Annotated in this window: 15 protein-coding genes and 1 riboswitch; of the genes, 11 read left to right on the top strand and 4 right to left on the bottom strand. The window is 72.9% G+C overall.

Features of this window, described 5'->3' with window-relative positions; all coding sequences use genetic code 11:
• Positions 1-48: 48 nt before the first annotated feature.
• On the bottom strand, positions 49-516 hold the full coding sequence (gene bcp, locus ACFY0O_RS30470; RefSeq protein ID WP_388952543.1) for a thioredoxin-dependent thiol peroxidase: 468 nt from the start codon (positions 514-516) through the stop codon (positions 49-51).
• A 116-nt stretch (positions 517-632) separates the two neighbouring features.
• On the opposite strand from bcp, the gene ACFY0O_RS30465 reads away from it, so the two are divergent.
• The 3 genes from ACFY0O_RS30465 to ACFY0O_RS30455 all read left to right on the top strand — a co-directional run bounded on the left by ACFY0O_RS30465 (position 633) and on the right by ACFY0O_RS30455 (position 1,826).
• Complete coding sequence (locus tag ACFY0O_RS30465; protein WP_388952824.1) at positions 633-950, top strand: DUF3618 domain-containing protein; 318 nt, start codon at positions 633-635, stop codon at positions 948-950.
• Positions 951-1,011: 61 nt separating this feature from the next.
• The gene (locus ACFY0O_RS30460; RefSeq protein WP_079427293.1) at positions 1,012-1,353 is read left to right on the top strand and encodes a co-chaperone GroES; all 342 of its coding nucleotides are present in this window, start codon (positions 1,012-1,014) and stop codon (positions 1,351-1,353) included.
• Between the two features lie 56 nt (positions 1,354-1,409).
• A riboswitch (guanidine-III (ykkC-III) riboswitch) is annotated at positions 1,410-1,476 on the top strand.
• A gap of 29 nt (positions 1,477-1,505) precedes the next feature.
• Entirely contained in the window at positions 1,506-1,826 is a 321-nt protein-coding gene (locus ACFY0O_RS30455; protein WP_388952540.1) for a DMT family transporter, read from the top strand.
• A gap of 3 nt (positions 1,827-1,829) precedes the next feature.
• On the opposite strand, the gene ACFY0O_RS30450 is transcribed toward ACFY0O_RS30455, so the two are convergent.
• Entirely contained in the window at positions 1,830-4,127 is a 2,298-nt protein-coding gene (locus ACFY0O_RS30450) for a transglycosylase domain-containing protein (RefSeq protein WP_388952822.1), read from the bottom strand.
• Between the two features lie 258 nt (positions 4,128-4,385).
• Between ACFY0O_RS30450 and ACFY0O_RS30445 the strand changes: the two genes are divergently transcribed.
• The 5 genes from ACFY0O_RS30445 to ACFY0O_RS30425 all read left to right on the top strand — a co-directional run bounded on the left by ACFY0O_RS30445 (position 4,386) and on the right by ACFY0O_RS30425 (position 9,396).
• Complete coding sequence (locus ACFY0O_RS30445) at positions 4,386-5,189, top strand: ABC transporter permease (protein WP_388952538.1); 804 nt, start codon at positions 4,386-4,388, stop codon at positions 5,187-5,189.
• Complete coding sequence (locus ACFY0O_RS30440; RefSeq protein ID WP_388952535.1) at positions 5,182-6,066, top strand: ABC transporter permease; 885 nt, start codon at positions 5,182-5,184, stop codon at positions 6,064-6,066. The genes ACFY0O_RS30445 and ACFY0O_RS30440 overlap by 8 nt, the downstream gene beginning before the upstream one ends.
• 2 nt (positions 6,067-6,068) lie before the next feature.
• Complete coding sequence (locus tag ACFY0O_RS30435; RefSeq protein WP_388952533.1) at positions 6,069-7,031, top strand: ATP-binding cassette domain-containing protein; 963 nt, start codon at positions 6,069-6,071, stop codon at positions 7,029-7,031.
• A gap of 125 nt (positions 7,032-7,156) precedes the next feature.
• Positions 7,157-7,906, top strand: a complete 750-nt coding sequence (locus ACFY0O_RS30430) for a DUF1707 domain-containing protein (protein ID WP_388952530.1) — start codon at positions 7,157-7,159, stop codon at positions 7,904-7,906.
• A gap of 164 nt (positions 7,907-8,070) precedes the next feature.
• Positions 8,071-9,396 (top strand): DUF445 domain-containing protein, encoded by a 1,326-nt coding sequence (locus ACFY0O_RS30425; protein WP_388952527.1) that lies wholly within the window; start codon positions 8,071-8,073, stop codon positions 9,394-9,396.
• Between the two features lie 196 nt (positions 9,397-9,592).
• Here ACFY0O_RS30425 and ACFY0O_RS30420 read toward each other — a convergent pair whose 3' ends face one another.
• Positions 9,593-9,892, bottom strand: coding sequence for a hypothetical protein (locus tag ACFY0O_RS30420; RefSeq protein WP_358895524.1), 300 nt, complete (start codon positions 9,890-9,892; stop codon positions 9,593-9,595).
• Between the two features lie 269 nt (positions 9,893-10,161).
• Here ACFY0O_RS30420 and ACFY0O_RS30415 point away from each other — a divergent pair, with 269 nt between their 5' ends.
• Positions 10,162-10,704 (top strand): GNAT family N-acetyltransferase, encoded by a 543-nt coding sequence (locus ACFY0O_RS30415; RefSeq protein ID WP_388952524.1) that lies wholly within the window; start codon positions 10,162-10,164, stop codon positions 10,702-10,704.
• A gap of 56 nt (positions 10,705-10,760) precedes the next feature.
• A complete protein-coding gene (locus tag ACFY0O_RS30410; RefSeq protein ID WP_388952522.1) occupies positions 10,761-11,762 on the top strand; it encodes a hypothetical protein in 1,002 nt (333 codons plus the stop codon).
• A gap of 119 nt (positions 11,763-11,881) precedes the next feature.
• Here the strand turns inward: ACFY0O_RS30410 and ACFY0O_RS30405 are convergent, their stop codons facing one another.
• Positions 11,882-12,886 carry an SEC-C metal-binding domain-containing protein gene (locus ACFY0O_RS30405; protein WP_358895529.1) on the bottom strand — a complete coding sequence of 335 codons (1,005 nt, stop codon included), beginning with the start codon at positions 12,884-12,886 and terminating at the stop codon, positions 11,882-11,884.
• Positions 12,887-12,933: 47 nt separating this feature from the next.
• Here ACFY0O_RS30405 and ACFY0O_RS30400 point away from each other — a divergent pair, with 47 nt between their 5' ends.
• Positions 12,934-13,821, top strand: coding sequence for a class E sortase (locus tag ACFY0O_RS30400; protein ID WP_388952519.1), 888 nt, complete (start codon positions 12,934-12,936; stop codon positions 13,819-13,821).
• The last annotated feature ends 56 nt before the right edge of the window (positions 13,822-13,877 follow it).

The raw sequence follows: 13,877 nt of genomic DNA, 5'->3' as shown, positions 1-13,877 counted from the left end.
CGGCCCGCACCGGGAGGGTGCGGGCCGTTTCGTGGGGGTGGGGCGGGGTCAGATGGCCAGGTCCTTGATGATCTTCGCTACGTGGCCCGTCGCCTTGACGTTGTAGAAGGCGTGCTCGACCTTGCCCTCCTCGTCCACGACCACCGTGGAGCGGATGACCCCGGTCACCGTCTTGCCGTACAGCTTCTTCTCGCCGAAGGCCCCGTACGCCGCCAGGACCTCCTTCTCCGGGTCGCCGACCAGGGTGACCTTCAGGTTCTCCTGCTCGCGGAACTTCGCCAGCTTCTCCGGCTTGTCCGGGGAAACGCCGATGACGTCGTAGCCGGCCGTGGCCAGGACGTCCAGGTTGTCCGTGAAGTCGCAGGCCTGCTTCGTGCAGCCCGGGGTCAGGGCCGCCGGGTAGAAGTACACGATCACCTTGCGGCCCTTGTGGTCGGCCAGCGAGACCTCGTTGCCGTCCGCGTCGGGCAGGGTGAAGGCGGGGGCGGTGTCGCCCGGCTGGAGTCGCTCGCTCATGTCAGTGCTCTCCTCGGGAGGGGATCCGTACGGCATGAGCCTAAGCTGACTTAGCTGACAGACTGTCCATGACGGATCAAGCCCACAAGACGAGACACGACGACGGAGGCAGCGCGGTGCCGGAAGCCAGGACCCCCGCACAGATCGAGGCGGACATCGTCCGCCGCCGCGAGCAGCTCGCCGAGACGCTCGACGAGATCGGCGTGCGCATGCATCCGCAGACGATCATCGGGGACGCGAAGGCCAGGGTCGCCTCGACGGTCGACCACACCGCCGGGCGCGCCGTCGCGGCCGTCAACCGGCTGATCACCGACGTGAAGGACGGCCTGCGCCACGAGGACGGCGCCCCGCGCCTCGAGCGGATCGCCCCCGTCGCGCTGCTCGCGGTCGGCGTGGTCGGGCTGCTCGTGGTCTCCGCGCGCCGCAAGCGGTGACGTCCGCGGTGATGGCGACCCTCAGGGGTGCGCGGCGCGCGGGGGCAGGTAGGTTCGGGGCGTGAGCGAGAACACCACCCACGACAAGCTGCCCATCCGCATGCTCCACGACCGCGTGCTCGTGAAGTCCGACACCCCCGAGGGCGAGCGGCGCTCGGGCGGCGGGATCCTGATCCCGGCGACGGCCGCGGTGGGCAAGCGGCTCGCCTGGGCCGAGGTGGTCGCGGTCGGGCAGAACGTACGGAGCGTGGAGCCCGGCGACCGCGTGCTGTACGACCCCGAGGACCGTGCCGAGGTCGAGGTGCGCGGGGCGACGTACGTGCTGATGCGCGAGCGGGACCTGCACGCCGTGGCGGCGGAGCGGCTGGAGGGGTCGAAGGACTCCACCGGGCTGTACCTCTAGGGAGGGAAGGAAGGGCTGGTGACCATGGTCACCGGCCCTTTTGCCTGCCCTTTGCTACGGTGGTGGGGAACCGCCCCGACGAGACGCGCCGTACCGGGTAGCTGGACGCAAAGACGACGCACCCCGTTCGCTCTCGTTCCGGAGGTGCCGTCATGGCCTGGGTTCTTCTTCTCGTCGCCGGTCTGCTCGAGGTCGGCTGGTCGATCGGCATGAAGTTCACGGACGGCTTCACCCGGCTGTGGCCGTCCCTCTTCACCGGTGCCGGGATCGTCGCCAGCATGGTGCTGCTGTCCTACGCGGCCAAGACCCTGCCCATCGGTACGGCGTACGGGGTGTGGGTGGGCATCGGTGCGGCCGGTGCGGCGGTGCTCGGCATGGCGGTGCTGGGGGAGCCCGTCACCGCCGCCCGGATCTTCTTCATCTGCCTGCTGCTGGTCGCGGTGGTGGGGCTGAAGGCCACCTCCGGGCACTGACCGTCATTCGAGGAACACCGACGGCGGGCGGCGGCGCGGGGCGAGGCCGCCGCCGTTGGTCTGGCCGCCGGTGGTTTCGCCGCCGCCGCCCGTGGTGTCGCCGCCGTTGGTCTGGCCCCCGTTCGTCTGGCCTCCGTTGGTCTGCCCGCCGTTGGTCTGGCCCCCGTTCGTCTGGCCTCCGTTGGTCTGGCCGCCGTTCGTCTGGCCGCCCGTGTTCTGGCCGCCGTTCGTCTGGCCGCCGTTGTTCTGGCCGCCGTTCGTCTGGCCGCCGTTGTTCTGACCGCCCTGGTTCTGGCCGCCGTTGTCCTGGCCCCCGTTGGGCGGGTTGGGGCGGCCGGTCTGGTCCGGGAGCCACGGCGGGCGGCTGCCCTGGGGCTGCTGCGGGGTGGTGGGCGCGGGCGGCGGGGGCTGGGCCGCGCCCGGCTGGAGGTCCAGGTCGAAGTCGGCCGGCTCCGTCCCCTCCAGGGCCTTCTTCGTGTACGCCGCCCAGATCCGCGCCGGGTAGCCGCCGCCTCCGAGGCGCGGCTCGCCGAGGGCCCCGTAGAGGGGCTCCAGGGTGCCCGAGTCGGGGTCCTGGCCCATGATCGAGACGACCGTCACCAGGTCGGGGGTGTACGCGGCGAACCAGGCGGCGCGGTCCTGCTCGGCCGTGCCGGTCTTGCCCGCCGCCGGCCGGCCGGCCGCGAGGGCCTCGGTGCCGGTGCCGTTGTCCACCACGCTGACCAGCATGGAGGTGGTGGTGTCGGCGGCTTCGCGGCTCACGGCCTGCTGGGGGCTGCGGTCGGGCAGGTGGAGGGTGTCGTCCTCCTTGGTGATCTTCTCCACGAGGGTGTACGGGGTGCGCCGGCCGTGGTCGGCGAGGGTCGCGTACGCCTGGGTCATGTCCAGCACGCTGGCCTGCATGGTGCCGAGCGCCATGGCCGGGACGGCGTCGAAGTTCGGGGTGTCCTCGGGGAGGCCGAGGGCGATGGCCGTCTGCTTGACCTTCGCCGTGCCGACGTCGACGACCATCTGGGCGAAGACGGTGTTCACGGAGAGGTCGGTCGCTGTGTTGACGGTGATCTGGCCGTAGGACTGCTGGCCCTCGTTCTCGGGGGCGTAGGGGATGCGGGTGCCGACGACGCGGCGCCGGTTGTCCCCGTTGTAGATCGTGTTCGGGGTGATCCGGCGGCCGTCCTGGGTGCGGGAGTCGTTCTCGACGGCGGAGGCGAAGACGAACGGCTTGAAGGTGGAGGCCACCTGGTAGTCGTGCCGGGTCGCGTTGTTGACGTACTGCTTGGTGTAGTCGATGCCGCCGTACATGGCGACGACCTTGCCGGTGGCCGGGTCGATGGAGACCCCGCCGGCGCGCACCACCTTGTCGGCCGGGCGGGCCGCCGGGTCGAGCTTGTCGACCATCTGCTTCTGGACGGCGTCGACGAAGGCGTTCTCGCGGCGCTTGTCGAGGGTGGTGGTGATCCGGTAGCCGCCCTCGGCGAGGGTCTTGTCGTCGAGGATCTTGTGTTCGGTGATGTAGTCCTTGACGGCTTCGACCAGGTAGCCGCGCTGGCCGGAGAGCCCGGCGGCGGCGCGGACCTTGCCGGGCTCGGGGAAGCGGGCCGCGGCCCGTTCCCCGGGGGTCAGCCACTTCTTCTTGACCATGCCGTCGAGGACGTAGTTCCAGCGGGCGAGGGCGCGGTCGCGGCTCTGGGGGTGGGAGACGACGTCGAAGGCGCTGGGGGAGTTGAGGAGGGTGGCGAGGTAGGCGCCCTCGGGGGTGGTGAGCTTGTTGACGTCCTTGCCGTAGTAGGCCTGGGCGGCGGCCTGGATGCCGTAGGCGTTGCGGCCGAAGTAACTGGTGTTCAGATAGCCTTCGAGGATGTAGTCCTTGGACTTCTCACGACCGAGTTTGATCGCGATGAAGAACTCCTTGGCCTTCCGCTTGATGGTCTGCTCCTGGCCCAGGTAGTAGTTCTTGACGTACTGCTGGGTGATGGTGGAGCCGGACTGCGTGCCCTTGCCGGTGGCGGTGTTCCAGGCGGCGCGGATCATCGCCTTGGGGTCCACCGCCCGTTCGGAGTAGAAGTCCCGGTCCTCGGCGGCCAGTACGGCCTCCTGGACGCTGCGGGGGACCTGGGAGAGCGGCACGTTGACGCGGTTGACCTCGCCGTCGCGGGCGAGCTGGGAACCGTCGGCGTAGAGGAACACGTTGGACTGGGCGGTGGCGGCCGCGTTGGCCGGGGGGATGTCGACCAGCAGGTAGCCGGCGACGAGCGCGCCGCCGACCAGCAGCAGGAGCAGCAGGATCCCGCCCAGCACCATCCGCCAGGTGGGGACGAGGCGCCGCCATCCGGTGCGCTTGCGTTTCCCCTTGGCCTTGCCCTCGCTCGGGCCGCTGCCGCTCATCGCCGGGACTCCTCGTGACCGTGTGAAATATCCACATCCGTACCTCATGGTGTCTACCCGATGGCCGCTGGATCCGCTCCGGACGGGCGTAAAACGGTCGCGTGGCTCGCCCCTCCGCACTAAGCTCGCCCGCTTTGGCCGACGTAGGAACGACGTGGGAAACGGAGGGATACGGTGCGGCTCTATCTGGCCGTCGCGGCGGGCGGTTTCCGGCGCTTCGCGGCCTACGGCACGGCGACCGCCGCCGGGGTCTTCACCAACACCGTCTTCGGCTTCATCGTCGCGTACACGTACGTCGCCCTGTGGGACGAGCGCCCCCACCTCGGCGGCTACGACCAGGCGCAGGCCCTCACCTTCGTCTGGGTCAGCCAGTCCCTGCTGGCGGCCTGCTCGCTCATCGGGGGCGGGTTCCAGGAGGAGCTCCAAGAGCGCATCCGTACGGGTGACATCGCCGTCGATCTGTACCGCCCGGCCGACCTGCAGGCCTGGTGGCTGGCGACCGACCTCGGCCGTGCGGGCTTCCAGCTGCTGGGGCGCGGGCTGCTGCCGCTGGTGGCGGGGGCGTGCGCGTTCACCCTGGCGCTGCCGTCCGATCCGTTGCGCTGGCTGCTGTTCCTGCTGTCGGTCGCCCTCGGGCTGGTCGTCGGGTTCGGGGTGCGGTACCTGCTGGCGCTGGCGGCGTTCTGGCTGCTGGACGGGTCGGGCGTCAACATGGTGGCGACCGTCGTCACCGTCTTCTTCTCCGGGATGCTGCTGCCGCTGACCGTTTTCCCCGGCGGCTTCGGCGAGGTGGTGCGGCTGCTGCCGTGGGCGGCGATGCTCCAGGTCCCGCTGGACGTGCTGCTCGGCACCCACGCCGGGTCCGGGGGAGCGGTCCGGGCGCTGGGCTTCCAGGCCGTGTGGGCGGTGGGGCTGCTGGGTGCGGGGCGGCTGGTGCAGGCGGCGGCCACGCGGAAGGTGGTGGTCCAGGGTGGCTGAGGTGACGGTGGCGGCGCCTGCGGAGGCGGGCCGGCCCGGGCGGTACGAGCCCGCGCCGGGGCCAGCCGGCCGGCTGCGCGAGGGGCTGCGCGGCTACGGGCTGATCGTGGGGATGTGGATCCGCTCGACGATGACGTACCGGATGTCGTTCCTGCTGGCCACCTTCGGGAACGCGGCGATCACGGTGCTGGACTTCGTCGCGATCGCCGTCATGTTCTCCCACGTGGGCGCGCTCGGCGGTTTCACGCTGCCCGAGATCGCCCTGCTGTACGGGGCCTGCTCCGCCTCCCTCGGGCTGGCGGACCTGTTGCTCGGCAACACCGAGCGGGTCGGCGCCCGGATCCGCGACGGCTCCCTCGACACCATGCTGGTACGGCCCGTGCCGCTGCTCGCGCAGGTGGCCGCGGACCGGTTCGCGCTGCGGCGGCTGGGGCGGATCGCGCAGGGGCTGGGGGTGCTGGGCTGGGCGCTGGCGGTGCTCGACGTGCACTGGACGCCGGGGAAGGTGCTGCTGGTGCCGGTCATGGTGGTGGCCGGGGCGGGGATCTTCGGCGGGGTGCTGGTGGCCGGGGCGGCCTTCCAGTTCGTCGCCGGGGAGGCGGCGGAGGTGCAGAACTCCTTCACGTACGGGGGCTGCACGATGCTCCAGTACCCGCCGACGGTGTTCGCGAAGGAGCTGCTGCGCGGGGTGACCTTCGTGGTCCCGCTGGCCTTCGTCAACTGGCTGCCCGCGCTGCACGTGCTGGGGCGGCCCGATCCGCTGGGGCTGCCGGGGTGGGTCGCGTACCTGAGCCCGCTGGTGGCCTTCGCGGTGTTCCTGCCCGCGTCGCTGGCCTGGCGCGCGGGGGTCCGTTCGTACCGAAGCACGGGGAGCTAGTCGTGTCGGATGTCCTCGTCTCTCTGGAGGCGGTCGAGAAGGTCTTCGAGGTCCGGCGCCGGGTGGGGCTGATGCGCCGGGAGAAACACCAGGTCAGGGCGGTGGACGGGATCAGCTTCGAGGTCGCGCGGGGTGAGGTGGTCGGATACATCGGGCCCAACGGCGCGGGGAAGTCCACCACGATCAAGATGCTGACGGGCATCCTCACCCCGAGCGGCGGCCGGCTGCGGGTGGCGGGCATCGACCCGTCGCGGGAGCGGATGCGTCTCGCGCACCGGATCGGGGTGGTCTTCGGGCAGCGGACCACCCTGTGGTGGGACCTGCCGCTGAAGGACTCGTACGGGCTGATGCGCCGGATGTACCGGATCCCGGAGGCCCGGTTCCGGGAGAACCTGGACCGCTGCGTGGACCGGCTGGAACTCGGGGCGCTGCTGGACGTGCCGGTGCGGCAGCTGTCGCTGGGGCAGCGGATGCGCGGGGACATCGCGGCGGCGCTGCTGCACGACCCGGAGGTGCTGTACCTGGACGAGCCGACGATCGGGCTGGACGTGGTCGGCAAGGCGCGGGTGCGGAGCTTCCTGCGGCAGCTGAACGAGGAGCTCGGGACGACGGTGCTGCTGACGACGCACGACCTCCAGGACATCGAGCAGTTGTGCGAACGGGTGATGGTCATCGACCACGGCCGGCTGATGTACGACGGGGCGCTGGGCGGTCTGCACGCCCTGGGGGAGGGCGGCGAACGGACCCTGGTGGTGGACCTGGAGCGGGAGCTGCCCCCGCTGGAGGTGGCGGGGGCGCGGGTGGTGCGGGTGGAGGGGGCGCGGCAGTGGCTGGCCTTCCCGGCCCGGGAGTCGGCGGCGCCGCTGGTGGCGGCGGTGGCGGCGGAGTACCCGCTGCTGGACCTGTCGGTGCGGGAGCCGGACATCGAGGACGTCATCGCACGGATGTACGCGGGGCGGGGGTGAGGGGGGCAGGGGTCAGGGGCCCGGGGTCTGGCGCCTGGGGTCAGGGGTAAATCAGGGGCGCGGTCGGGGTCCGGCCCGGGGTCCTGCCCGTTCAACTGCCAGCCTTCTCTGCATAGTCTGACCGCATGAGTGACGAGCGCCCGGAGCAGGCGACGCCGGAGAAGACCTCCCTGGAGAAGGCCCCTCAGCAGCAGCCCCGGGCGGCGGCCGCCGCGTCCATGAGGGCGTCGGACGCCGACCGCGAGCGGGTCGTCGAACGCCTGCGGGACGCGGTCGCCGAGGGCCGGCTCGACATGGCGGAGTTCGAGGAGCGGCTGGAGGCGGCGTACAAGTCCCGTACGTACGCCGAGCTCGAACCCCTGACCGGCGACCTCCCGGCCCCCGAGTCCTCCTCGGCCTTCTCCTACGCCCCCGGAGCCGTCTCCGCCACCTCCTCGTCCTGGCAGTCCCGCATCGGCGGTACGTCGGCCTCCTCGTCGGCGGTCGCGATCATGTCGGGGTTCCAGCGCAAGGGGCACTGGACGGTGCCCGCGCAGTTCAACGCCGTGGCCTTCTGGGGCGGCGGCGAGCTCGACCTGCGCGAGGCCGACTTCGCGGCGCCCGAGGTCGTCATCACCTGCGTGGCCATCATGGGCGGCATCGAGATCACCGTCCCGCCGGGCGTCGAGGTCGACGTACGGGGTATCGGCGTCATGGGCGGCTTCGACCAGGGAAGGTCCCTGGAGAACCGCCCGGAACCGGGGGCTCCGCGGGTGATCGTCAACGGTCTCGCCTTCTGGGGCGGGGTGGCGGTCAAGGTCAAGGCGCCGAAGCCGCCGAAGCGGCCCAAGGGCGGCAAGGACCTGGACGGCGGCGAGTCCCGCAAGGAGCTCTGACGGGACCCGGACGGGACCCGGACGGGACCCGGACGGGACCCGGACGGGACCGGGCGGGACCCGGGCGGGACCCGGTCGGCGGCGCGCCGGGAACTCCCCGGCCCTCCCGGGAGTCGGATGCTATGCAGACAAAACCGGCCATCGGGGGAAGGCAGGAGCACCACATGAAGGAACCCGCACCGCCCCGACCGCCCGGAGCGACTCCGGGCCCGGCCGCCCGTGGCGCGTTCGTCTTCAACGAGGCGGACGAGGAGCGGCGGCGCGGCGTCCGGTGGATGAAGACCACCGCGACCGGTCTGCTGATCTTCGTCGCCGTGGTCTACGTCCTGGCCACATGCGCCCGGCAGGCCTGGGGCGCGGGCGGCTGGGCCGGCTACGTCGCCGCCGCGGCGGAGGCCGGCATGGTCGGCGCGCTCGCCGACTGGTTCGCGGTGACGGCCCTCTTCCGCCACCCCCTGGGCCTGCCCATCCCCCACACGGCGATCATCCCCACGAAGAAGGACCAGTTGGGGGTCTCGCTGGGGGAGTTCGTGGGCGAGAACTTCCTCTCCGCGGACGTCGTACGCGCCCGGCTGAGCGCCCTGGGCATCGGCGGCCGCCTCGGCGCCTGGCTGGCCGATCCCGAGCACGCCGACCGGGTCACGGCGGAACTGGCCACGGCGCTGCGCGGCGCCCTGACCGTCCTGCGGGACTCCGACGTCCAGGCCGTCGTCGGCGAGGCCATCACCCGCCGGGCGGAGACGGCGGAGATCGCGCCGGGCATCGGCAAGACGCTGGAACGGGTCGTCGCCGACGGCGGGCACCGCCGGGCGGTCGACCTGATCTGCGCCAAGGCCCACGACTGGCTGGTCACCCACGGGGACTCCGTCATGGACGCGGTCCAGGGCGGCGCCCCCGGCTGGACCCCGCGCTTCGTCGACCGCAAGGTCGGCGACCGGGTGTACAAGGAGCTGCTGCGGTTCGTCACGGAGATGCGCGACATGCCGGGCCACCCGGCGCGCGGAGCGGTGGACCGCTTCCTGACCGACTTCGCGGCGGACCTCCAGTCGGACACGGACACCCGGGCCCGGGTGGAACGGCTGAAGTCGGAGATCCTGGCGCGGGGCGAGGTGCAGGACGTGATCGCGTCAACGTGGACGGCGGTCCGCTCCATGATCATCTCGGCGGCGGAGGACGAACGCAGCGAACTGCGGCTGCGCGTCCGTTCCTCCCTGTTGTCCCTGGGCACCCGCCTGGCCACGGACGGCCGCCTGCAGGCGAAGGTGGAGGGCTGGATCGAGGGGGCGCTGGTCTACGTGGTCACCACGTACCGCACGGAGATCACCTCCCTGATCACGGACACGGTGGCGGCCTGGGACGCGGAACACACCTCCCGCAAGATCGAGGCCCACATCGGCCGCGACCTCCAGTTCATCCGCATCAACGGCACGGTGGTCGGCGCCTTGGCGGGCCTCCTCATCTACACGCTCTCCCGAGCCCTGGGCGGCTAGGCCGTCTCTACCGCTGGGCGGTGCCCCCAGGTGCCGTGCGTCGGCGCCTTGGCGGGGGCCGCCGTACTGGATGCCCCGCCAAGGCGGCGAGGGTCTGGGGGCCCCTCCCAGCGGTAGCTGGGGGAGCAGGCTCCGGAAGAGACGGGCTAGGCCTCGCGGGGGTGATGGCGAGCCGCAACCACCCCCCCGTCCGCCCTCAGCCCCGGTCGGACACCGCCCAGGCCGTGGCCGCGACGACGCCCGCCGCCCCGACCACCGCCGGCCACGCGCCGACCTTCTTCGCCAGCGGGTGCGCCCCCGCGAAGCCCGCGAGGTACAGCGCCCCCAGCCCGGCCGCCGCCGGGACCCCGCCGCGGCGGTGCCACTCCCGGCCGGCCACGAGCCCGGCGGCGCCCAGCACGACCCCGCCCAGGGGGCGCTTCTTCGTCCAGCGGGCGACGGCGTAGCCGCCGACCAGCCCGGCTGCCGCCACCGCGGAACTCGGTACCCGCGCCATGTCGAACTCCCTCGTCGTGTCAGATAAGTCATGTCATGCGATGAACTACTCACGAGGCTAACGCGGACGCCTAGAACCCCGGCGGACGCCCACCGCCCCGCCACCGGCAGCGGCCTGCCCACGGCTGCTCAACGCCCGGCACCGCCGCGCGACACGCGCACCCGGCGGCCGATTTGTCGGCACACGCCGGGTTCCTCCCCTCCGCGGGTTCCGCACCCCCGTCACCTACCTTCGGTCTGCCACGCCCATCCCGCCCCCCGGAGCCGCTCGTGATCTCCTACGGCCGCGCCGTCCTCGACCTCGCGGACGAACTCCTCGACGCCTACGCCGACGTCTTCTCCGCGCCGCCCTGGAACGAAGGTGAAGAAACCATTCGCCAGTTCGCGGACCGCCTCCAGGCCGACGTCCGGCGCCGCGGATTCCGTGCCGCCTTCACCCAGTCCCCGGCGGGCGTCGACGGCTTCGCCACGGCCTGGCTGACCCAGGCCCCCTTCCCCGACGGCCGCGGCTACCCCCAGGTGGCCGCGCAGCTCGGCCCGAAGCGGGTGCGCGAGCTGCTGGTCGGGGCCCTGGAGATAGACGAACTGGCCGTACGGGCCTACGCGCGCGGCACCGGCACCGGCCGGGCGCTCCTCACCGAGATCACCGCCGACGCCCCCGAGCACCGCGCGTGGCTCCTCACCTCACGCCTGGCCGAGGACACCGTCGCCACCTACCGCCGCCTCGGCTGGCACGAGGTCCCCGCCCTCCCCGGCACCGAGACGAACGTGGTCGTCTTCCTCTCCCCGAACCACCCCGGCCGCCCCCGCTGACCCACAGCCACCCGAAAGGGACGAGTGGACCCGCCCGGCCCGGGCATACCGGGGCCATGATCACCCACAAGGCAGCCGCCCCTCCCACCGCCTCCCGCCGCCGGCTGAACCTCGCCACCCGCCACCAGCTCACCACCACCGCCGGCATCCCCCACGCCACCATCACCTCCCGCACCCGCCCCGGCGGCCCCTGGCAACGCCTCCTGCCCCGCGTCTACCTCCTCCAGACGGGCCCGCCCGACCACCGCCAACGCGCCCTGGCCGCCGTCCTGTACGCCGCCGAACCCACCGCGGACCCCCTCACCGGCGACACCGCGGCCCTCACCGGCGGAGCCGCCCTCGCGCTCCTCGGGATCCGTGACGCCCCGCCGACGCCGGCCGACGTCCTGATCCGCAGCCCGCGCCGGCTGACCGCCACCCCTCAGGTCCGCCCCGTGACGACCGCCCGCTGGCCGGGCACCCTGACCGTCTCGGGCGTGCCCAGCGCCCGGCCCGTCCGTGCCGCCGCCGACTTCGCCGCCCGCTGCCCGAGCCCCGACCGGGTCCGCTCCGTGCTGGCCCAGGTCGTCCAGTCGGGCTGGTGCCACCCGCACGACCTCCACACCGAACTCCGCAGCGCCCGCCTCCTGTCCCGCCCGGCGATCCGCGCCGCCGCCGGGGAACTCCTGGCCGGGGTCCGCTCGGTCGCCGAAGCCCAGGCCCGCGACACCCTCACCGGCACGGACCTCCCGGCCCCACTGTGGAACGTCCGCCTCTACACCCCGGACGGCACTTTCCTGGCCAGCCCGGACGCCTACTGGCCCGACGAGGGCGTGGCCCTGGAGGTCGACTCGGCGGAGTACCACTACACCCGCGACGCCTGGCACGCCACCCTCCGCCGCCGCCTCCGCCTGGAGGCCCACGGCGTCCTGGTGGTCAGCGCGACCCCGTCGATGATCCGCGACACCCCGACCGAAGTCCTGAACGCCCTCCGCACCCTCCTCACCCTCACCACCCCCCGCCCCACCCCACCCACCCTCACGGCCCGCGGCCACCAACAGCTCGCACTACCCCTCTGACCGAGGGGCGGGGTGTGCGGCCGGCCCAACTTCTGGCGGCGCGGGTGATCCAGGCGGTGGCCGCCCGTCGCGGGGTCCGGGTGACCGCCCTGTAACGGGCACGGCGCGGCCGGGGTGGGTCAGGGGGCGGGGACTCCGTGGCACTCCGCGTAGGGCTTGCCTGAGGTGCACCAGCAGGGGGACGTGGGGGTGGGGGGCCAGGGGGTGGCCTTGCCTCGGGCGGCCAGGGTGGTGGCGTATTCCGCCAGGAGGGACGGGGAGGCGGGGGAGGACTTCTCCGAGGCGGCGAAGGCCTCGTACGAGGGGACGCTGGCCGTGACGATGCCGAGGTTCGTGGTGCCCGAGGCGGCCAGGGCGCGGAGGGAGGACTCGACCTTCGCCAGGTGGGCCTCGTGGGTGGGGTACTCCGCCGCGAGGGTGGGGTAGCTGGTCAGGAGCTCGGCGAGTTCGCGGGCCGGCCAGTGGAGGATGGCCACCGGGAAGGGGCGCGAGAGGGCGGCGCGGCGGTCGCCGAGTTCGGCGCGCAGGCGGGCGATCTCGGCGCGGAGCTCCGCCGGGTCGTTGGAGCCCAGGGCCCAGATGCGCTTGGGGTCGTGGAGTTCGTCCAGCGGGATCGGGCCGATGTGGCGGGTGTCGGCGACCATGTCCCAGTCGTCGTGGGGGAGCGCGAGGAGCCTGCGGACGCGGTGGCGGCCCGTCAGGAGCGCGGTCGTGGCCTGGGTGAGGGGGGTGTCCTCCGAGGTCAGGAGGGTTGCCGCCTCGGTGAAGCACTCGTGGGAGGCTTCCAGCTCGTCGTGGGCTTCCAGGGCTTCCGCGATGACCTCCCAGGGCGCCGGGTCCGTGGGCGCGGCGGCGCGGATGCCCGAGATCAGGGCGCGGGCCTCGGCCTCGTGGCCGTACTCCCACAGGTTCGCGGCCTGGCGGGCCTTGATCAGGTGGGGGTTGGCGGGGGAGGCGGACAGCAGGCGGTCGTAGAGCGCGCTCGCGCGGTCCCGGGCGTCGCCCAGTTCGAGGTGGGCCGCGGCCTGGAGGAGGAGGGGTTCCTGGTCCTCGGGGTAGCGGGTCGCCGTGCGGATGAGGCGCTCGGCTTCGGCGATGTGCTCTGCAGGCGTGTCGGGGCGCATGGTTCACACCGTACTGCCGCTGTTCAGTTGAGGGGGGAAGTCTTAGGGTGCCGGCCGTGCGGGATCGGGTGCGTGTGGTGGTGCAGGGGCGCGGCCGGCGGGCGGGGCGGGCCGGGTTCGCGCGGTTGTTGTGGGTGGGGGCCGAGGTGATCACCACGGTGGGGGTGGTGGTGGCCCTGCTGGTGGCGCACCAAGTGTGGTGGACCAATCGGCAGGCCGCGGCCGGGGCCCAGGCGCAGGTCCGGGCTCTGGAGAGGGGATGGGCGGAAGGGGGAGGAGGAGAGGGAGGGGGAGGGGGAGAGGTGGGGGAAGGGGTGGTCGGTGAGGGGGGTGCGGGCGTGTCCGGGGGTGGCGGGGAGGTTCCGGGGGTGGTCGAGGGGGGCTCGGGCGGGGGTTCGCTGGAGGGGGCCGGTGAGGGGGCCGCGCCTTCGGCGGGGGGACGGAAGCCCGTGGCGGGGGGAGGCGGCGGGCCGGCGCGGGACGAGGCGTACGGGGTGTTGCGGATCCCCCGGCTCGGGCTGGCGGTGCCCGTCGCGGAGGGGGTCGACCGGCGGGCCGTGCTGGACAAGGGGTACGTGGGGCACTACCCGGGGACGGCGCAGCCGGGGGCGGAGGGGAACTTCGCGCTGGCGGGGCACCGGAACACGCACGGGGAGCCGTTCCGCTACCTGAACCGGCTGCGGGAGGGGGACGAGGTCTCCGTCGACCTGCGGGGGCGGCGGTACACGTACGTGGTGGGGAAGGTGCTGGCGGAGACGAGCCCGGGGGACGTGGGGGTCATCGCGCCCGTGCCGCGGAGCTCGGTCAAGGCCGGGTACGGGTACCAGAGCGCCGGGTCCTACATCACGCTGACGACCTGCACGCCGGAATACACCTCCAGGTACCGGCTGGTGGTCTGGGGGACCCTCAGGAACGTTGTCAGTGCGACCCGTTAGGGTGGGGGGCAGGTGTCGATCGTGAGTTCTGGTGAGGTGGGGGGTGGTTCGCGTGG

Origin of the sequence: Streptomyces sp. NPDC001594 (assembly GCF_042893675.1) — a bacterium.
In the GTDB taxonomy this organism is placed as follows: domain Bacteria; phylum Actinomycetota; class Actinomycetes; order Streptomycetales; family Streptomycetaceae; genus Streptomyces.
The sequence above is the reverse complement of the archived record's forward strand: the minus strand, read 5'-3'. Positions and strand labels throughout refer to the sequence as shown.

Bases quoted from the DNA above. Each gene is read 5' to 3' on its own strand.
- ACFY0O_RS30410 (WP_388952522.1), top strand. From the start codon at position 10,761: ATGATCACCCACAAGGCAGCCGCCCCTCCCACCGCCTCCCGCCGCCGG.
- ACFY0O_RS30450 (WP_388952822.1), bottom strand. From the start codon at position 4,127: ATGGTGCTGGGCGGGATCCTGCTGCTCCTGCTGCTGGTCGGCGGCGCG.
- ACFY0O_RS30420 (WP_358895524.1), bottom strand. From the start codon at position 9,892: ATGGCGCGGGTACCGAGTTCCGCGGTGGCGGCAGCCGGGCTGGTCGGC.
- ACFY0O_RS30405 (WP_358895529.1), bottom strand. From the start codon at position 12,886: ATGCGCCCCGACACGCCTGCAGAGCACATCGCCGAAGCCGAGCGCCTC.
- bcp (WP_388952543.1), bottom strand. From the start codon at position 516: ATGAGCGAGCGACTCCAGCCGGGCGACACCGCCCCCGCCTTCACCCTG.
- ACFY0O_RS30455 (WP_388952540.1), top strand. From the start codon at position 1,506: ATGGCCTGGGTTCTTCTTCTCGTCGCCGGTCTGCTCGAGGTCGGCTGG.
- ACFY0O_RS30430 (WP_388952530.1), top strand. From the start codon at position 7,157: ATGAGTGACGAGCGCCCGGAGCAGGCGACGCCGGAGAAGACCTCCCTG.
- ACFY0O_RS30425 (WP_388952527.1), top strand. From the start codon at position 8,071: ATGAAGGAACCCGCACCGCCCCGACCGCCCGGAGCGACTCCGGGCCCG.